Source organism: Phenylobacterium sp. LH3H17 (assembly GCF_024298925.1).
Lineage (GTDB): Bacteria > Pseudomonadota > Alphaproteobacteria > Caulobacterales > Caulobacteraceae > Phenylobacterium.
Map to the genome: position 1 here is coordinate 1,026,421 of NZ_CP101283.1, position 19,652 is coordinate 1,046,072.

General features: G+C 66.2%; 11 protein-coding genes. 3 read left to right on the top strand and 8 right to left on the bottom strand.

Annotated elements, in window-relative coordinates:
- Window positions 1–122: 122 nt before the first annotated feature.
- The 4 genes from M9M90_RS05030 to M9M90_RS05045 all read right to left on the bottom strand — a co-directional run bounded on the left by M9M90_RS05030 (window position 123) and on the right by M9M90_RS05045 (window position 9,093).
- The gene (locus tag M9M90_RS05030) at window positions 123–4,529 is read right to left on the bottom strand and encodes an AAA family ATPase (protein WP_254836074.1); all 4,407 of its coding nucleotides are present in this window, start codon (window positions 4,527–4,529) and stop codon (window positions 123–125) included.
- A gap of 354 nt (window positions 4,530–4,883) precedes the next feature.
- Window positions 4,884–6,791, bottom strand: a complete 1,908-nt coding sequence (locus M9M90_RS05035) for a pYEATS domain-containing protein (protein WP_254836075.1) — start codon at window positions 6,789–6,791, stop codon at window positions 4,884–4,886.
- Complete coding sequence (locus M9M90_RS05040) at window positions 6,788–7,972, bottom strand: caspase family protein (RefSeq protein WP_254836076.1); 1,185 nt, start codon at window positions 7,970–7,972, stop codon at window positions 6,788–6,790. The genes M9M90_RS05035 and M9M90_RS05040 overlap by 4 nt, the downstream gene beginning before the upstream one ends.
- Window positions 7,969–9,093 carry a hypothetical protein gene (locus tag M9M90_RS05045; protein ID WP_254836077.1) on the bottom strand — a complete coding sequence of 375 codons (1,125 nt, stop codon included), beginning with the start codon at window positions 9,091–9,093 and terminating at the stop codon, window positions 7,969–7,971. Before M9M90_RS05045 ends, M9M90_RS05040 begins: the two co-directional genes overlap by 4 nt.
- Window positions 9,094–9,268: 175 nt before the next feature.
- Here M9M90_RS05045 and M9M90_RS05050 point away from each other — a divergent pair, with 175 nt between their 5' ends.
- Both M9M90_RS05050 and M9M90_RS05055 read left to right on the top strand, forming a co-directional pair.
- Window positions 9,269–9,706 carry a very short patch repair endonuclease gene (locus tag M9M90_RS05050; RefSeq protein WP_254836078.1) on the top strand — a complete coding sequence of 146 codons (438 nt, stop codon included), beginning with the start codon at window positions 9,269–9,271 and terminating at the stop codon, window positions 9,704–9,706.
- Between the two features lie 86 nt (window positions 9,707–9,792).
- Window positions 9,793–11,427 carry a DNA cytosine methyltransferase gene (locus M9M90_RS05055; protein ID WP_254836079.1) on the top strand — a complete coding sequence of 545 codons (1,635 nt, stop codon included), beginning with the start codon at window positions 9,793–9,795 and terminating at the stop codon, window positions 11,425–11,427.
- Here M9M90_RS05055 and M9M90_RS05060 read toward each other — a convergent pair whose 3' ends face one another.
- Window positions 11,428–12,045, bottom strand: a complete 618-nt coding sequence (locus tag M9M90_RS05060; RefSeq protein ID WP_254836080.1) for a BglII/BstYI family type II restriction endonuclease — start codon at window positions 12,043–12,045, stop codon at window positions 11,428–11,430.
- 19 nt (window positions 12,046–12,064) lie between these two features.
- On the opposite strand from M9M90_RS05060, the gene M9M90_RS05065 reads away from it, so the two are divergent.
- A complete protein-coding gene (locus tag M9M90_RS05065; RefSeq protein ID WP_254836081.1) occupies window positions 12,065–12,964 on the top strand; it encodes a BglII/BstYI family type II restriction endonuclease in 900 nt (299 codons plus the stop codon).
- Between the two features lie 114 nt (window positions 12,965–13,078).
- Here M9M90_RS05065 and M9M90_RS05070 read toward each other — a convergent pair whose 3' ends face one another.
- Genes M9M90_RS05070 through M9M90_RS05080 form a run of 3 tightly spaced genes read right to left on the bottom strand, consistent with a single transcriptional unit; the run spans window position 13,079 to window position 19,651 of the window.
- Window positions 13,079–13,252: a hypothetical protein gene (locus M9M90_RS05070; protein ID WP_254836082.1), complete on the bottom strand. Its 174-nt coding sequence runs from the start codon at window positions 13,250–13,252 to the stop codon at window positions 13,079–13,081.
- Between the two features lie 31 nt (window positions 13,253–13,283).
- A complete protein-coding gene (locus M9M90_RS05075; RefSeq protein WP_254836083.1) occupies window positions 13,284–18,377 on the bottom strand; it encodes an FtsK/SpoIIIE domain-containing protein in 5,094 nt (1,697 codons plus the stop codon).
- On the bottom strand, window positions 18,374–19,651 hold the full coding sequence (locus M9M90_RS05080) for a hypothetical protein (RefSeq protein WP_254836084.1): 1,278 nt from the start codon (window positions 19,649–19,651) through the stop codon (window positions 18,374–18,376). The genes M9M90_RS05075 and M9M90_RS05080 overlap by 4 nt, the downstream gene beginning before the upstream one ends.
- Window position 19,652 lies beyond the last annotated feature (1 nt).

The following is a 19,652-nucleotide window of genomic DNA, read 5'->3' on the forward strand; positions in this document are numbered from 1 at the left end:
CTTTGGCGGCAATCGGGCGCAGCCAGGGCGTTTCTGGAGCCAGCGGTGCCGCGGCGGCGGAACCGGCGAGAAGGGCCTGGAAGCGGGTCCGTTGAAGGACGACCGGGCAGAAGTACACCCATCTACCGGAAGAGGTCCCGCAACTGGCTGAATGACGGCCGCTCGAGCTGGCGAAGACGTTCCTCGGCCCTCAGGGTGCGGTCAGCAAGCACATGGAGGCGCGTGTATGTGACCCGACCGCCAAAGCCGTCACCGCCATGGTCCGCATAGATGTTCTTTTCGCCTCCGATGGCCCAGATGCAGGCGAGGCCTTCTGCCTCCAAGACGGTTTCAAACGCGGAGCGATCGACGAGCGCGGCCGAGTGCCCGCGCAGTCTTGCCGTCGGATCGTAGATCTGGACATCGCCCCTTGGGTCGGCGTAGGCGAAATCTCGTCCATCCGCCAAGTGGAGACCCATGGCTTCCAAGAGCCAAGGCGCTGGCAGCCTAGCTGAGATCGTGTCCGTGATCGACATGTCGAACCCCGATGACTCGGCGAGATAGTCGCCGGTCGTGGGCCGTGCAGGCACGCCTGCGCCTGTCCACTCCTGTCGATCCTCATCGAAGTGATCGGCCCAATCGGTGACCCAGTCGTCGCCCGGATCGACAGACAGCACCCACGGGTGTTCTCCCAGATGCCCGTGCAGTCCCTCGACACGCCCGGACGGCAGGTCGCGATCGCTGATGAGGAGCTTGCCCTTCATCCAGGCCACGGCAGTGTCGAGATCCTCGCGCTTCACGACAATGCTGGCCACTCGTCGCCACATGTCGCGCCTTCCTCGGTCGCACGGCGCGTCCCACACGGCAAAGCCGCTCAAGACCAGCATTTCCCGGCGGCTCTCCGGTTCGGTGACGGCGATCGTGCTGACGTCGTCCAGGAAATCGCGGTCGGAGTCGAGCCACGCCATGGCCCCACGAAGTGTCGTCGGCGTAAGGTCGGGCGCAGGCACCCAGAAGGTCGATCGGTCCAGCTGTGACCAGCGGAGTTCCTCGGTCTGTTCCAGCAGCAACGAGGGGTCGAGATTGCGGAGCCTCTCTGCTTCCCCCTCGGTCTCCTCCGGTCGGACGAGCGCGAGGTTGTCGGCCATCCTGGCCTTCAGCTCGTAGAGCGCGATCCACTGGTATTTCTTCCCGACCCGCTCGACCCGATGGTCTTGGCGATCGCTTCGGACACTGAGGTCGAAATCACCGTGTAACGCCTCCGACCAGCCGAGCTGATGCGCTCGCATGGCGACCCAACGCCGGGCCCAGGCGAGGTTGAACCCAGCTGGCCCCTTGCTCCGCGGAGGCGCCTGATACATCCCCTTGGCGCGCCAGTTTCCGCACTCTTCGCGCCAGGTCTCGTAGATGGCCATGCCGACCACGGATACGAACCGCGTTCGCGCCTCGACTTCCGCTTCATTTCCAGAGCTTGAGCGCGGCGACTCGATTGCGCTCATCTCGAGCTCGAACCGACTAAGGGCGTCCAGCATCTTTGGCGTCGCAATCGCCTGGAAACGCTTGAGCCATTGTGCCCGCAGGTCCGCGTGGGTCGGAAGGGATGATGTGCCGCGGGCCGCCGGGCTGAACACGCGGACAGCTGGGTCGAGGACGTAGCGCGCGAAGTCCCCATCCGCCACGCAGGAGCCCACGATCTCATCACGACCGACATGGCCGGTCCGATAGGTACGCGTGTAGCGCTCGATCATCTCGTCGGGCACGGACTCAAGGGGCCAGGCGCTCGTGTAGGGGGGCATCGCTTGCGCGAGGCTCATCCCAGCGGGCAGGGCGCCGTGATGCTCGACATAGCGGACCAATCCCAGGGCATGGTCGCGGGTCAGGATGTTCGGAGCCAAGGTTGGGGTCGGCGAGAGAACCAGGTCGAAGGCGGTCCGGGCGGCCTCGCCGAGCTCCGCCTGCGTCCACCGCCCCTGCATCGCGGCGCCATAGACCGCGCACATCACCCTCTCGCTTACATAGGGATCGTCGACGCCGAGGAAGCGCCCCATCAGCGACTTCGCAAGTCCGGGCCGAATGGTCAGAAGGCTCACCAGCGCCTTTGTAGCACGGTCGCGAACCCGGCGGTCCGTGGCCGTCAGCACCCAGGCAAGCGTCCTCGCAGCGAGTTCGGCGCGAAGCGGTTCCAACGACCGCAGACCCGCGCGCCAAGCCCAATCCGTCAGGGTCTGCACCGCGTCGCTATGGCCACCAAGGAACACAGACCAGCTTCCGTCACGCTCAGGCATCCTCATTGCCCGCAAGCGGGTGTCGAGATCGAGCGCGTTGAAGGGATTGTCTGGCTCGCTGGATATCTGGAGCATGGTCTCCCACACGAGCTGCTTTCCGCCGATACGGTCGACGAGATTCATTGTCCTAGGCGTGAACGCGGGGCCCTCGCGTGTCCGGAGGCTGAGCTCGAAGGCGTTTCGGGCTTCGAAGTCGAGGTCGTCCACGCCGTGCAGGTCTAGCAACTCGACGCCGTAGCGTTCCGGCGCCTGGACGGCCACCGCCTCTAGCACCCCTGGACGGCTGTTCGTCCTGGTCGCTGGGTCGAGCAGGGCGGCGAGCTCCGTGGGCTTTCGGCTGGCGTCGACGACATCGTCGCCGACCACGCTGCGGTCAAGGATTCCCCGGGCTACGACGTGATCGGCGAAACGCTCGAACGTGAAGCGCAGCTCCAGCTGGGCGCCTCCGCTCCCGAGCCTGACCGGCTCGACGACGACCACCCCCTCGTTCTCCAGTTGGAAGGTCAAGCTGCGGTCGCTTGCGCCGCCCGAGGCGTGGATCGTCTCCAATAGGGCGTCGGCCTGGGTATAGGGCAGCTCGGTGACACCCGTCGCGGCCATTGCGCCGGCGATGGCCTTGATGGCTTCACCGACCAGCGTTAGCCGCGGGTTCAGGCGCATACGCCTCACCAGCGCGCCATCCACCGCGGCTGCATACATGTCGAACAGCGCCGAGACGCCAGCAGAGCCACGTGGAAATGCTGTCTTCCCGTCCGCCTCCAGGCCGTCGCAGCAGGTCTTCAGGAAGAGGGGATTGCGGAATTCCTCGATGGGGTAGGGCCCCGCCGGCATCTCGATCCCGCGCGCCTCGAGATAGGCCTCCGCTTCGAGCGTGCCAAAGCCATCGTGCTCCAGACGGGGTAGCCTTGACGTGTCGAGGGACGAGGGGATGACGAGGTCCAGGTAGGTGTCGCGGCACGAGACCACCACGCTCACCCATGGGAAGGCTTCGGCATCGAGCAGCATTCCAGCCAAGCGCGTTGGCCAGATGTCCTGCCCATGTCGTTCATTGAGTGCGTCGATGACGAGGAGGGTTCGACACCCGGCTGCAAAGCCCGCGGAGTCCAGCGCCCCAAGCAGGTCCTTCGTGCTAACGTGCACGGGAAGGTCGAGCCCGCTGCGGACCTGGCTCCAGACCTCACCATCCACGAAATGCCCGCCTAGGAGCAATACTGCGGGTCTGCCTGCGGAGACCTGTTCGGTGCAGGCATCTGCGAGCAGGTGCGATTTTCCGCGACCGGCCTCCCCGGTGAGGAGCAGGCGGCGATCGTTGACATGGGTCCACTCCGGCTTTCGTAACACGCGCACGATGTGGGTGAGGACGTCGGACAGGTTCGATACCCGACGACGCGGCTCGTCGTAGGGACCGAAGGCGCCAAGGTCGGACAGCACGGCCGAAACCGCGGCGGCTGCCTGCACGGCGAGGGTATCCACCGGGATATCATCGGCGCCCCACCCCGCGTCGCGCAGGGTCTTGGCAAGCGTCGAGCAGGCATCCTTTGCCTTGGCGCTGATATCGTCCCTCGCGGCCACCTGGGCCCGGTCTATCTCCGCCGCCCATTCGGCAAGGACCTCGCGCATGGAGGGGTTGCCGCCCACAGCGGTGATGGCGCGACGGATAGGAAGATGGATATTGGTCTGGGGCGAATAGCGGCGACCGAGGTCGACGATCGACTTCTCCAGCTTCGCCTTGAACCAGGCGGGGCCGAGGATCTGGTCGTCGAACCAGAACAGGATACGTCCGGAGAGCCGATCGTCTGCCGTCATCAGCCCTTTCAAGGCCGACGCGTCCCAACGCTCGATCTTCAAGGTGCGCTTCGAGGCCAGGGCCCTCGCCTCGCGTGTCTCGACCCAGGTGTTCCAGCGCGCCAGCTGGGTCGTGACCCCTACTGCACGGGGGTCTGGCGGGTCGAAGGGAATGCAGACGATGTAGCGGTCCAAGCGCGGGTGGTTCTTGAGCGCCGCGTCTAGGGATGCATCAAGATGCCTTTCGAGGTTGTTGTCGACCGCCCAGCTGTACTTCACCTGCCAGCCGGTCTCTTCTCCGCCGGCGAAGGTCGTGAAGCATTCCACGCCGCCGTCTCGCCCACGCCCCTTCCGCGAGAAGATCGTGTCGGCCGGTCTGGGTTGTGACGCCGCCATCTGGCAACAGAGCTCTTCGAAAGCTCGATCCTGGCTACCCTCATGGAGGCGGATCTTCCTGAAATCGATGTCTGGCAGCGGCATGGATGGTCCAACGGGCGGTCTGGGAGGTGCGGGCAGTTGCACCCCTTGGTTACCAGGAATCTCTTCTGCAATCCCAGCGTACGCCGATGCCCCTGCCAAGGGCATCGTGCCTCGGCCCCCACGGCCAAGTCCCGTCAAGGGATTCCCTGTGCATCGGGGTATAGGCTGCTGGCGAGCGCCGATGACCTCGCAGGCATGCCGCTCACTCGCGAAGGCTTACACCGCGATGGCGGACTCGGCCGCACGTCGAACAGCGATCCGGTCGGTACACCCCGTCGAGATCGAACATCTTGTCGACTTGGCTTTGGAATCCCGTGCGGAGCCCGTCGCCATCACCCTGCGATCCTTCGCATTTCAATAGATCTTGATCGCCTTGGGAGCGTCCTGCACCTCGGCGAGGTCCAGCTCGAGTTCGAGGTCCTCACCGGGAATCCACGCCCCCACCGTGAACCCGCCTACAGCTGCCACAGACACTTCCGCCCGATCCTCCTGGAATACGGCCTCGAGGTGGTCGGCCTCGAAGGTGTCGTGGAGGAAGAACTCCGCCTTGTCGACGAAGGGCCGGGTCCGCCCAGGGGGAGCCGTGATGAACAGCACCATGTAGACCCAGCGGCCGCGGACCTTCTCGAAGGTGACGCCAAGGCGGAACCCCTTCCGTTCCGGTCTGCCACCGAAGCGACCCTTGTGGAGATCAACCTCATGCCGAATGGCCCGGCCCAGTGCGCTGGGGGCCTTGCGAGCGGGAGAGAGATGGATGCCCATCAAGGGGTCCCTTGGCGGGCGCTGCGTGCTCAAGGGTCGGGTTAGCCGGGTGACCAGCCGAGCTGGGAAGACGTCCGGGGCGCCCGTCGGCACGCTCTGGGCGGCGGCAGGCAGGGCGTCCAGCTTGCGCCTTCGCGTCGGCGCCCTGGGGCGTATCTGCTGGAGGTCGACTTCGCCGCGGAATAGGATGCGCGAGTATCCGGCTCGGAGACCGCCTCGCGGCGGCGTGTATCGCGCGCGTTGCGTCCCGCCGTCGGAGGCCTTGCGCGCCATGATCCAGGAGAACGATACGCCGGCGTTTGCACGGAAGGTGATGTCGCGCCGCCAGCGACGAGCCTCGATCTCAGCGAGGTGGCGATTGACATCCCCGGGCGCCCCGGACGCCAATGAGGTCAGCATGTCTCCCATCAGGAGATTGCACTGGGCGAAATAGGGCGCGCCAACTTGCCGTGCCCGCGCTAGGGCCTTGATCGCGTCGCGCGCAGCGGCCTCCCGCGCGGCGCCCTTCAGCATACGACCCTGGTCCAGACACTGCCTCGCCGCCAGCACGTGGGCGTCCGAAAGCCATTTCGCTGGGCCAGCGGCGAGTTCGCGCCAGTCCAGGGCGGGAATCGACAGCTCGGGGAAGCGGATCGCAAGAAGACGTAGGACAACGGCCGTCCAAGGGTCCTCCTCGTCGAAGCCACCGGGTGCCGGATCGTCCTCAAGGAAGTCGTCGACGATCTTCCGGGCCTCTTCCAGATAACCGATCCCCAGCGCCTGGCAGAGTGAGCGGCGGCCAGGATCAAGGGGGATGACGAGGATCGAAAGGTCAGCCGTGGTCAGCGGGGAGGCTGCGAAGCGCACCCTGACGCCGTCACGGAAAAGTGGCAGCAGGAAGCGCTCAACCCGGGTGCCCTGGATCGCGACGGACATCCGCAGCCGGGCGCCGCCACCTGGCGGAGACAGCCGTTGGTCCTTCCGATCCAGGACCACATCGAGGGAGCCAGCGGCCAGGGTCACAGAGGGCGGCGATCCTTGATAAGGGCGCCATCCGCCCATCCGCCCCGGCTGGGTATCCTCGGATAGCCCGATCGTGATCGGCTTGGGCGTAGCCGCCTCGCGGAGGACTCCTGGCAGTCGCTCCGATTGGGCTGTGGTGAGCCAGGAACTCTGTGAGGAGATCGCCGTCCCTGCCGTCGGTTGCGAGAAGTCCGGTGGTCGCAGGGTCAGCGACTCGGCCTGCAGGTTGATCATCACCGGGGCGCGGGCCTGGGCGCGCAGCTCGGCGACGCGGGGCACCTCGATGATCGGCTCCGGCCCGTTTGGCAGTTCGAAGGAGAAGTTGAGCTGGCCCTGGCCAAGCGGCTCGACGATCGCGTGGTAGGTGCCTCCACCGCCTTGGACGCGGAACGTGTTCCGGGATGGCGTCGCGAAGAGGTCCTCTACGCGGCCGTCAGGATGGATCAGGCGAAGGTTGACCGCGCCGGTGTCCGCAGGGCCTCGAAGGGTGAAGGTCATGCCGGCACCTTGAGGACCTGGCCGAAGATGGAGCGCGCCGGGAAGAAGGGCTTCTCGATTGGTGCCTGGCCCGCCGCGTGGGCGAGCAGCCAATGTTTGTCGAAGCTGGCCGGTAGGGAGGTCATCCACTCAATCTGGCCATTGGGGAGGCAGGAGCGCAGGATGGGCGGAGCCTTGGTCTGGCCCAGGATGCTCAATCCCAGGTTCTTCATCGCTTCCTCCGGCTCCGTGACGAACCGAAGGGGCACCTCCGGTGGGTTGGGGTAGCGTATCATCGGCAGGACGGTGTTGGGCGGGTCGGGGAAGGATGGGGATAGCGGCCTATCGCGCCAATCCGGGCGCAGGAGATAGAGTTGCTTGAGGTCCTCGTAGATCGCTCCTGGGTACCCGACCCAGGTTCCGGAGCCATCGACATCGCGTGCCGCCGCGCCCTCGAACGCGTGCAGGACGGTCTGGGTGAACCGGCCCGCGTTCACGCCCGGATGCGAAGGGATCTCGCCCTCATAGGTCACGGTCTTCTGCGCGGAGGCTGTGAGCAGCGCGACCTTCTCGACGCCCGGCGGGGCCATGGGGTCCGGCTCATCTGTGAACCTCGCGCCGATCCCTGGGTTCGAGAGCTCGAAGGTGGGGATGAATTCCTGGCAGGCATCGGAGAGCAGGAAAGCTCCCGCAAGGTTCTCGATCTTCTTCAAGGCGATCGCGGTCTCCCGCACATTGAGGAAGGCCCAACGGCTCTTCGGGTCCTGGTTCAGGTCGGCGAGGAACACCACGGGGTCGTTGCCGCGCACCGCCCCGTGGCCGGTGATGTACAGCAGTGCGACGTTCCCGGGCTGGGCGCTCGCCCGTGCAAGCCAGGCGTCACCCGCATCACGTACGTTCTTGGTCGTGGGCTCGCCGACTGCGCCCGGAGCGGCGGCCCAGGGGAAGACGGGTGCGTCGCCCGGACTCCCGATCAGCACATCCAACGTCGCGAGGGGAGGCGAGAAGAGGCCGGCGTTCGCGAGAAGCCAGTCCACCATCAGCATCGCGCCATTGGCGGCGCTTTGGATATCCTCGACCCCCTCCAGGAGCGGCGGGCCGCCGCACCCCGCCTTCGCGAAAGGATAGGCGCCCACGCCGATGACCAGGGCGTGGGTCGCCGCGGCCGTCGCCGCGACCTTGTCGTCGAGGATAAGGGTCACGCGATCTTCAACTCGTCGAGGTGCGCCTGCAGCCGAGCATGGAATTGGGGGCGCTTGAAATAGGTGGTGTGGGCGTCCAGCAGCCCGGTCACCGAGTTGAACGTCAGGTCCGTCGCCTTCTCGAAGATCGGCTGGGCCCTGAACCCGAAGAAGTCCACGGGGTCATAGACATTCAGCCAGGACTTGACCGCCTCTGGCCCACCGACCTTGGTCGGCGCGACGAGCTTCAGGTCATCGTCCTCGAAGAGCTTCAGCTCCTCGAAGAAGCCCGGCTGCGAACCGACCGTGACGAGGAGGTCCACGGCGTCCTTGGGGAGATCAAGTTCGCGATCGGACGTCAGCATGTCATAGAGGATCACGCCGCCGAGGCTGTGGCCGATCAGCACGAGACCTTCACCCTGGCCGCGCTTGGCGTGGGCGTCGAGCAGGGCCGGCCTGATGGCGGCGCGAATCCGTTGCCTAAGGTCTCCATCCTTCAGGTAGACGAAGATGTCGCCCAGGAAGCGTCCCACCAGCGGATTGATGCCATCGCGAGCGAGTGCGACGACCCCGTCGGCGAGTAGGTTACGACCACGGTCGGCGACGGCCACGGCCGCGGCCTTCAGGGGATCGAGCAGGCCATAGGACTTCGCCACGCCGGCTTCAGTGCGCAATGCCTTCACGAATGCAGAATCGGTCCCGGAAGCCTTCAGGGCTGGACTGAAGCCGCCACCCTTGAGCTTCATCGAGACGGCTTGGAACTGGGCGATATCGTCCTGCGTGAGGGCGCGGCCTTCGCGATCGGCCGCGTCCACCAGCTCGGCGAACACGGTGTCGATTGCAGCTGCCGGATTCGTGGCCGCGATCGACGCCACGGACATGCCGGCGGCGCCTCCAGTCTTTGCGCCGGGGGTGAGACCCTGCAGGGAGAAGCTCGCGACATTGTCCCTCCCGAGCTTCGGGAATGCGGCCCCGCCCCAGGCGGGGGCCGGCACCTCGTCGCCCCACATAGGGCACCTGATGTCGAGGGGCCGGTCCTTGAAGGCGACCTGGGTGAACAGCTGGTTCCTGTTCTCGACCTCGACCTTGTACTTCGGCGTCGTTCGTGTCGCGACGCCATGAACGAAGACCAGTTGCACCATGATCCTGCCCCCACCTTGGCGATATATTCACCCTACAACAATCAGGGCGCGATCCTAGGCCTTGTAGGATGGGAGAAGTCAGGATCACCTGCTCCCGGCTGCGTAGGGGGTGCAATGACTAGATTGGCGAAGCGTCTCGTCTTGAGCGCGCGCCGCGAGCACCTAGGTTCGACCTATGCCCGACCTGCTCACGCCCGCCGCACGCAGCGCACATGTGGCGCGCATCCGCCGGGCGGACACCAAGCCAGAATGGATCGTGCGTCGGCTGCTCCACGCAGCGGGCTATCGCTACCGGCTGCAATGGAAGGCCGCACCGGGACGACCGGATGTGGCGTTCCCCGGGCGTAGGAAGGCGATCCTCGTCCACGGCTGCTTCTGGCACCATCACGAGGGGTGTCGGATCGCGACCATGCCGAAGACGCGCACCGACTTCTGGAAGGCGAAGTTCGACCGCAACCGGCCCCGCGATGCACGGGACCTGGCGAGGGCGGAGGAGGCAGGTTGGGAGGTCCTGGTGGTCTGGGAATGCGAGACGAAGAACCCTGTCGAGGTCAGTCGGCGGTTGGTCGAGTTCGTCGGGCCGGTCAGCGTGGGCCGCGGCAAATCGGCCTGACTTGGATCTTGTGCTCCTGGGCAGGATCGCTAGATTGGATGTTCACGAATTGATCGGGTGCGAGTCGCGCCCCTGGTAGGTGTCACTTGCGCGCGATCGACCTCTATTCGGGTATCGGGGGATGGAGCCTCGGCCTGCGCCTGGCGGGCGTGGAGGTGGTCGCGTCCTATGAGTGGTGGCAGCCGGCGATCGACACGCACAACGGCAACCACGGCGGGACCCTGGCGCCGGTCGACATCCGCAAGCTCGCCCTGGCCGACCTTCCCCTCGACATCGACCTGGTGGTGGGCAGTCCACCCTGCACGGAGTTCTCCTACGCCAACCGGGGCGGCAGCGGCGACATCGTCGAGGGCCTCAAGGACCTGGTGAAGTTCCTGGAGGTGGTCGACCACCTGAAGCCCCGATGGTGGGCGCTGGAGAACGTGCCGCGCGTGGCCGATGTCCTGGAGCGTGGCCTTCGTGATCCCAAGCACGTGCTGTACCGCTTCCGGCATCTGGCGCCGCACATCGAGGTCGTGGACTTCTCCGAGTTCGGGGCGCCGCAGGCCCGCCGGCGCTGCATCGCCGGCAACATCCCCCTGGACCTCATCCGGGCGTTCCAGCCTAAACTGGGCAAGCCCACCCTTGGCGGCGTGGTCTCTGCGCTGGCGTCGAAGGGTGTCGTCACCGATCCGGTCTGGGGTGTGGCGATCTCGGCCAACCAGCTGACCGAGATGGAGGCGGAGGCGCCCCTCAACGGCGAGGAGCTCCGCATGAACCGGGAGGCCAAGGCCTACCATCCGGTCTACAACAACATGGCCTTCCCCGACCCGATGGACGAGCCGGCACGCACAGTGACGGCGACCTGCACTCGGGTGTCCCGCGAGAGCATCGTGATCGCCGATCCGCGGGTCGCAGGCTCCTTCCGGCGCCTGACGATCCGGGAGCGCGGCTGCCTGCAGGGCTTCCCGATCACCTACCAGTTCTATGGCCGATCGTTCGCCGAGAAGGCCAAGATGATCGGCAACGCCATCCCGCCCACATTCACCCATCTGCTGGCGCTGGCGGCGCAGGGCGTGCCGCCCAATGCGTTCAAGGGCCTCGACCACGCCGGTCGTCGGCTCGGATTGCCGGCCAACCCCGCGCCGGTCACCTTGCCGGACAGGGAAGGGCGCACCTATCCGGAGAAGCGCAGCTTCCGCGCCGCCGTGCCGGGGCTCCGCTTCAAGAGCGGCATGCGCTTCGAGCTCTCGAATGCCTTCGAGGATCAGCTTCCAGGGTGGCGGATGCGATTCTTCTTCGGGTCGTCCAAGGACGTGCGCGAGGTCGTGTTCGACGGCGCGATCTGGGACGAGTTCAAGGACACTCCCGTCGGGGCGACCCTGGGGACGCTCTCAGGCGCCTTCCGTGCGGCGGCTGCCGAGCTTGGACGGACCGATGCTGAGCGCCTGCAACGGGTCTGGACGCACCGGGCTGAAGGCCTAGCCCCCTTCGAAGTCGTCGATCTCCTGGGTGATCTGGCCGAGAAGGTGCATGCGCGCCTGCTGGCCGACTGCGGCGCGTTGATCGAGGCTGACGCCGAGCGCTATGTGGTGGTGGTCGCCGAGGAGGCAGCCGGAGGTGGCAAGCTACCCAACAAGGGCAAGCTGGAACGCTATGCGCTCAGGATCCTCAGTGGGTTCCTGGTGGCCGACTGGTTCAACGGCCTGTCCTGGCACGACGAGGCGCGCGCGGCGGCCTGATCAGGGCGCGACGCCCAGCACGACCAGCGGTACGCCCGGCACTCCGCGGCCTTCCCGGATCAGGTTGTGGAGCTCCTTCTCGTAGTACGAAGGGCCTGACGACATCTCGGCCTGCAGCGACTTCATCGGCAGAATTTCCACGCCCACATCGATGGTGTCAGCGACGTAGAACGCCAGGTGCTTCACGAAGAGGTCGTAGGCGACGAAGGCGTACTTGCCGAACTGGACCTCCACGGCCACCCGGTCCTTCACGAAATCCGTCTGGTTGAAGGTCTGGAACGGCTCGAAGCCGGCCTCGATGATCTCGCGCTCCTGCTCCTTGAACGGCAGGTCGATGATCTTCCGGTTGGTCCGTGGGTCCTCGCAGACCCAGTAGTTCGTCTGCACGCTCCTCCAGGCCGGGCTGCACTGGCGGAAGCCCTCCTTGAGCGCGGCGTTCATGTCGCCAGGCGAATAGAGGAGCTTGCCGAGCATGCGGGCCTCCTTCGAGACCTTGGTGCGGCAGCTGTCGGCGTCGACCTCCTCGATGACGCGGCAGATTTCCTTCCAGAGCGCGGGCTTGCGCGCCTCCAGGAATTCCAGGCCGTTCAGATGGGAGTAGTGCTGGACGATCCTCAAGCCGCTCGCCCTCCGTCCAATGCGCCCGCTGACCGTCCTTCGATTCGGCGGTGGCATCGACTCAGGAGAGGGTCTGCAGATTGCGACCTTGGGGGGTGGATTGGTGTTTGAACGGCTCGTCGAGCAGGGATTCCAGGTGGAGTTCCACAGCCACGCGCGGGCGATCCTCAGCGTGGACTTCCCGGCCGCGGCCGACGAGCTCGAGTCGGCGCTGCTTTCCGCGACGATCCCGATCGAGGAAATCATCGCAGGCGGGGGTGGGGAGTCCCGGGGGACCCAGCGATTCCGCCGCGCGCTCGCGGCTTTGGGTTGGCTGAAGACCACCTTTACAGTCGAGAAGCGCATCAACGGAGTGCCGCGGGAGAGCCAGTCCCACGAGGTCGACCATGTCCGCGACTTCGAGGGGGGGCAGCGCATCGCGCTCGAGATCGAGTGGAACAACAAGGACCCGTTCTACGATCGCGACCTGGAGAACTATAAGCGCCTGCATGCCGACGGAGCGATCTCGGTGGGGGTGATCGTAACCCGCGGCGCTAGCCTGCACGGCAACATGCGCGCCCTGGTCCGACGGTTCCTCGACGAGCGGGGGATCGACGACCTCGCCGCGCTTGTGGAGTGGGGATACCAGCCCACCCCCCGCCAGAAGGCGGCGATCGAGCAGCGGATCGCACGATCCAAAGGGGCGCTGCGGTTCCGCGACGTGTTCGTCGACAAGTTCGTTTCCGACAAGTTCGGGGAGGCGACCACCCATTGGCGCAAGCTCGATGACCGGGTGCACCGTGGCGTCGGCAATCCTTGTCCGCTGCTCCTGATCGGGCTGCCTGACAGCATCGTCAGTTTTGGCGAGGGGAAGGCCGCGCTCCGCGAGGTCGAGGCTGCGGAGGCCGCGGCCGAGGCGGAGGAGCAGGCCGCGGGCTAGGCGCTAGGGAGGGCCGAGGCTGCGGAGCTGACGAACCCCCGCAGAAGCGGCGTGCTAGACGCTGGCCAGCGCGCCATAGCCGTTCCAGATCGCATTGTCGGGCTAGTACAGCCGTCAACTTCGCCATGCGTCGGCATGGAGCTTGGTGAAATACAGCTTGGCGACGAAGGGCTCGATGTCGAGTTCGACGGAAGCCACAAGGCCCCGCCGACGCTCGAGGTCCTTTCCATCGATGTCCTGCGGGAATCCGCGGATCGCATCGGTGGCCAGGTCGAGCGCGTCGCGCATTCGTAGGGCGCTCGATCTTTCCACACTTTTGTCACCCCGCGCGCGCGCATTGGATGCGCTCGATACCGCTCGCTAGCTTGAGGAAGGCGTCGCCCTTTCCGTTCAGGGTCTCGGCGCCGGCCTCATCCATTACGACGCGGCTCTCGACCACGCCGCGGCATCGCAACGCGAGTTGGGCGGGAAGGTTGGACCGTATGGTGGTGCTGATGTTCTCGGAGCTCGGCTTCTGTGTCGCGATGATCAGGTGGATGCCACAGGCGCGGGCCTTCTGGGAAATCCGCTTGACTGCCCCCTCGACCTTGCGTCGAACATCGGGTTCGGTGATGAGGTCGGCGTATTCGTCGAGCACGATCAGATGCCAAGGCAGGCGCTCCGACTCGGTGACCTTCGCGTTGTAGGTGGGGAGGTCCCGGACCCCCTGTCCGGCTGCCCTGAACCTGGAATACCGATCTTCCATCTCGGCCACGGCGGCCTCGAGGCAGATCACCGCATCCTCGGCGAAGTAGCCGATCGAACCGAGTAGGTGGGGGCTGTCCTCGAAGGGCGCGAGTTCCGTCTGCTTCGGGTCCACGAGTACAAGACGCAGCTGATCGGGGCCGTAGAGGCGGGTAAGACCCCGTAGGATCGTGTTCAAAGCCTCCGACTTCCCACTGCCGGTCATGCCGCCGATTAACAGGTGCGGCGAATTTGCCGACGAGAAGTCAAGCTCGACCACCTCGCCGAGCTGGTTCTCGCCCAGCGGAACCGCAAGCCGGCCAGACGAGCGCGTCTCGTCCCAACGTGCCCACATGTCTTCAGCCCGGACGAAATAGCGGTCCTCGTCGACCTTCGGAACGTCGATGTTCACGGTGCCGCCACCGATCACGAACCTCAGTCGTTTCCCCTCTTCGAGCCCAAGAGCGAGCCTGAGGGCCTCCTCGCGTTCACCAAGCCGTCTCGGATCGACGCCGCGGCCGGGGAGGAGGCGGTACTTCACGAACGCCGGCCCTTCGATGAAGTTCGGGCCTCCGTCCCGCGGCTGCCGAACGTCCACCTTGAATTCCTCGAAGGTGTCCAGGATGACTTGGTAGAACCTCTGCATGCGCTGGGGGTCCATCCCCCGGCGCTCCGGTGAGATTTCCACAACGGCGGGCGCGGCAATGTCGCCTGGGACGAGCACCGCCACAGGTGCGCCGATTGGGCGGTCATCTAAGGGCGGAAATGATGCAGGCGTGAGGGCAGGGGGCTGTCCGGGCTCGAACTGGTCGGGCGGGCTCTTCAAGGCACTCCCGGCCGAACTGGGCCGAGCGCTCTCCATGCGGCCCTCGATCAGGTCGAGCACCTGTTCCGCGCCAGCCCTGAAGACGGCGACTTCGCCCGCATCGCTGCGCTCCAGTCGGCCGGGTCGGTCATAGAGACAGATGGAATAGACGGCTCGTAGGACGGCGAGCTGGTAGTCGCCCGCTAGCAAGGCGGCCCGATCCTCGTCGTGGAGCTCGGCCGGGATGGCGACCCCCTCGCGAACACGGCGCAGCGAGGCCTTGTCGCTCACTGCCCGCAACGCGTTCAGCACAGCACGCCGCCAGAACGGGGCGTCGGCGCGATCCTCGCTATCGGGGTCGAGCGCTTCACCGATGAGGCGCAGCGAACGGCTAGCCTGGGCCTCGCCATGCGCATCGTATGCTTGGCGCAACTTGCCTTCGACGACGAGCACGCCGACCTGCAGGCGACCCTCTCGGCGAACCAGGTCGATCCGGCAGAGGTCCGCGCGGATGCCGCTGTCGCCACCGAACCATTCGGAGTGTTCGTCGAGCGAGATCCAGACCGAGGTCGCGTCGGCCGGGATTGGGACCTCCCACTCGGCGATCCGCTTCGCGACCATCAGGCCCAGCACCTCTTCGGTGACCCGCGAGATGCCCATGGAGCGCAGGATAAGGCCGGGGGCCACTTCCCGGATCTCGTCATATACGCCGATGGCCAGCGCCTCTACGTCGAGGCCCACGACGGTTCGCGACAGCCTCTCCAGCTTGCGCCGCAACCGCTGAACCACGAAATCGCGGCCGGTGTTCGATGAGACCACGAGCGTGGAGAGACCGCTCTGGCCAACGCCTTCGCGGACGGTCAGCACGTCAGGACGTTGTGGCAGGTTCTCGATCTGGTTGCGGCCGACATACCGGTCCAGGGTGATCACCCAATGGCTGCACTCGTGGAGGGCGCTGAACAGTTGTGCGGCCTCCTCGAACCGGATCCGAAGCTTGACGTAGTCGGTCCAGTCCGGCGACAGGGGCGCGATGGCTTCCGATCGTAGGAGCCTTACGTTGATCGTCGACCAGTCTTCGAGAACCGGGTCGGAGACCTCTGGTCGGAGCACGATTGACACGGCGCCGGCTGCAGCCTCGAGGTCCACATAAGTCGATCGATCGTAGAGCGGGTCGAACCGACCGGCCGCGGTGCGAGGCGCGTCCGCGTACTCGTTCACGTCCACTTTGTCCCCGAAGAAGTTCGGCACGATCGCGAGGTCGAACTGTTTGCCTTCCAGCTGGCCGGCCGCATGCACCTCGCCTTGCCAGTCGATGAGCTCGAGCTGGAGCGGGGGGTTGAGGCGGGCCGATCCGGCCATGCGGTTCCCGGTCTCGAGGTCCTGGAAGCCGGCGACGATCCGCTCCCAGGAGGATCGCGGTGCGAGCACGTGGCAGCGGATGGGCACGTCCCGGAATTCGCCACGCCGCACCCGACGCACCAGCTCGCCGGGCACCGAGCCGCCTGCAGGTAGGACGAGGAGCAGACTCACTCCGTCCGACTTGTGGGGATGGGCGCGCAGGTACTCCGTCAACTGGCGCGCGACGTCGCGCAGAGCCACTTCGTCGACTTCCGCCCGCCAAGCGGTGGTGGTCTGCCCCTCTTGCTTGATCGCCGCATAGACTTCCGCGAGCCCGTGCTCTGAAACCGGGACGAGCAGGGTCCGCGCGCTGTTGGCCAGGAGCGGAGGCTGCCCGTGGGCAGACAGCAGCTCGAGATTCTCCAGATAGTGGCCCTCATTCACGCTGTTCAAGCGCAGGCTGAGCGCGAGCGCCTCGCTGCACACGCGGGCCAGCTCCCGCAAGTGGCGCGCCAGCCACCTCAGGCGTAGCGGATGCGACATAAGCATCAGGGCGCGAGACTGAGGTTCGCAGTGGACGACGTCCTGTGCCGCCGCCGCGTGGAGGCGTTCGTCCAGCACGCCGTTGGGCACGAAGGACTGGCGCACTTCGTGGAGCAGCAGCTCCCAGGTCTCGGCGTACGCCTCGATGCCGCTGGACGCGAGACCGCCCGATGCCGCCTCCGCTATGAAGGAGGCTCGAGCGGTTCGGAGCGCGAGCAGCGTGGGGTCACAGGAGACCGAGGCCTGCAAAGGTCGGGCTACGATGAGTTCGGCTAGAGGCGTCGTACGCTCGATCGCGTGGGCGACAATCTGCGCGAAATCCGACGTCGAGCTCGACAGGAACGGCTCGTTGGCCGGGGCGTCCTCGGCCGCTATCATCAGCCAGCCGAAGGCCAGCCATTCTATGTCCTCCGGCCTCCACCGCAGGTTCGTAGCCTCGTCGATCAGGACGCGGCCCGGACCGTCGCCCTTCCACAACCGCAGCTCGATGGGTACCCCGGGCCACTCCACGGGCGCGTCCGGCCCCGAGACGCCCGGGTGGTCGTCGGACAGTTCATCTTCCCCCAGGACCGTCCTGAGTGGCGGCGGCCGGCCTGGCGTGAGAAGGCGCTCTTCGATCCGCAGGACTAGACCCGTGGATCCGGTCGCGGCCATCGCACCGATCTCAGTGAGCGTCGACCCGTATAGAAAGGCGAAGAGGTCGACGGACGGACCATCGGCCTCGACCAATCGCCCGCACATGACCTCGAGTTCAGCGCCTTCCAGCTCTTCCGGCGCTCCCGCGTTGCGGACCATTTCGATGATCCGAGTGAAAGGGTCGCGGAACTCACGAGCGCGCGGGTACGCGAGGCGCCTGAGGAGCTTCTGCGTCGCTGCCAGGAGGCGGTCGACCAGGGGACCCGCCTCAGGGGCATCCGGGCTTGGCGCGGCCTCGACCAGTCGTCTCGCAGACTCGGCGTCTCTCAGGTTCAGACCATCGCGGACATTCAGCTCGTCGAATTCCCCGACACGGTCCGGCGCGGTGGCCGCCAGCTCCTCGCGGGCCCTGTCCCCCAGCGGCACGCCCATCACGGCCGCCTTAGCGAACACCTGTCGATACACCCAGAATGGCGTCGAGCGACGATGCTCTTCGAGCGGCTGGTCCACATACCTCTCGCAGACCGCTCGCCAAGCGCGGTTGTCGTCCTCTGGGAGGGGGGTGCCGGCAGGATCGTTGAAAACCGCGGCGCGGATGAGCGCCTTGAGGACCTCCGGGTCCTGATCGACGCCCGAAGGATTCATGTGGTCGGCGAGGCGGTGGTTGAGCAGCAGGCGCCTCGAGACGTCCCTATCGGAAGCCCAATCCTCGTCCGGGAGAAGGTTGAGGAGGGGCAGCGCGAGGCCCACACCTCGGTCGAGCGTGGCGTGGTCGACGGCGCCGGTCGTAAGGGTCCGTATCTCCGCGGAGACGCCAAGCGCGAAGGCGGCGAAGGCGCGCACACCGGAACCGACCCCGTTTTCGTCGAGACGCAGCCGCACCTCCGACACCCTCTCCGCGAGGCGCCTAGGAGGCGGTGCGTCTGATCCATTCACAGCAGCCCAGGCAAGCTCGACGATCCTACGCTCCGGCGCGAAGCCTACGGTCTGGAGGGACCCGTCGAGGTAGTTACGGTCCTGGACCGTGAACATAGACTCGAGGCCCTGCTCGTCGGATTCGACCTTGGTCTGCAGGTAGAGGAGGCCCGTGGGATTGTTGTTGCGATACCAGGTGATGGACTTTTCCGGATCGGCGCGAAAGCAATCGTCGCATTCGAGATTGCTGTCCTGGGCCACCACGACCCGGACGTCGCCCAGGCCGTCTGCGCCAGCGCTGATGAGCCAGATGCGCAGGAGCTCCTCCGCCTCGGCATCGAGCAGGTTCTTCACTCGCAGGGCCGGTTGGTCGCCCTCGTCCGCAGCTGCGCCGGCGCGGATGAAATGACGCGCGGTCTCATAGGCCAGGCGCGCGATGAGGTTGTCGATCATCGCAGCGCCTTCGTGCCGACCATCCGTGTGGTGTCGGAGTAGGATTTCAAGAGACCCGCGGCCTCGAGCTGGCGAGCGAAGGCCTGCTCGTTGTCCTCGAAAAGGCTTGCGTCAAGTCGCCCGAGGAGCCCCTCCGCCGCCGCCGCGGACCGACCGATCACGAGGCCGAAGCGTGCGTGCAGGTCCTCGCCCGCGAAGACTTCGAACGGCCTCTCCTGATCGAGCGGCACGAGCGCCAGCACAAGAGCCTCCAGGAGGTCCAGGCCGATGGCGAAGTGGCGCTTCCCGGAGAAGGCGTTGATCAGCCCCGTCCAGGCACAGGTACGGGTGAAGAATCCCGCGAGGTCGCGGCGGGCCTTGGCTTTGAGCTCATCCCCCTCCGGCAGGCAGGCCTCAGCCGCCTCGCCGATGACCGCGACGATCTCCTTCAGCCCTCGAGCGGACTCGCGTCGGAGCTGGCTCGGTCCTGAGCCGCAGTCCACCACGGCTGGCGGGCGTCGCGCCTCCAGCCGCTCGGCGGCGCGGTCGCGTTGGCAGAGGGCGAGCCAGAAGCCGGTCCAGTTGACGACCGCCTTCACGCGCGCAGTGGAGGAGAGGTCCGTATGGGACAAGATGGAGGCGATGCCGTCCCTGTACTGCCTGTCGAGTTCGTCCTCCGGAGGGTTGGCCGCGGCTTCGACCGAGCAGGCGGTCGCCGCGGTTGGCCGAGAGTGAGTTGCTAGGACCTGCGCCAGGCGTTCCAACGGCGTGGCGCCCTCGTCCGGCATCATTGCCGCGAAGCCGTCCCTGATAGCGTCCAGTCGCCTTGAGTCCGGGTCTTGGCGCAGGACCTTGTAGGCGAGCGCCCCGCCGCCGCGGAGGTACCGTCGTTCGATCTGGACGACCCCGCGAGATTGCGACCTCGCATTGCGCGCATCCCAATGAATCAACGATCGAGTGTACGGGAAGAAGTGCGCTGCCTCCCAGTTCGGCGTCTTCCGATCCGGTACAGGAAGTTGTAGGCATTTCAGGAGCTGCCGCAGCACCTCCTCGGCGCCGTCACCCACGAAGACCTCACGCCCGGCGGCCGTGTCCGCGAACCGCTCGGGATCCCAGACGAGCCGGCGCGCGAAGTCCTGGGCGGTCCGAACGAATTTCGGATTTTCCCCATTGGCCAGCACACCATCTTCGGAGCCGTATACGTAATTGAGCAGCTCAAGGCCGGGATAATGGCCGGCGGCATCGGCGACAAGGATTCCGCCGACGAGAGCCTGGGATATGTCCGGTGTCTTCATG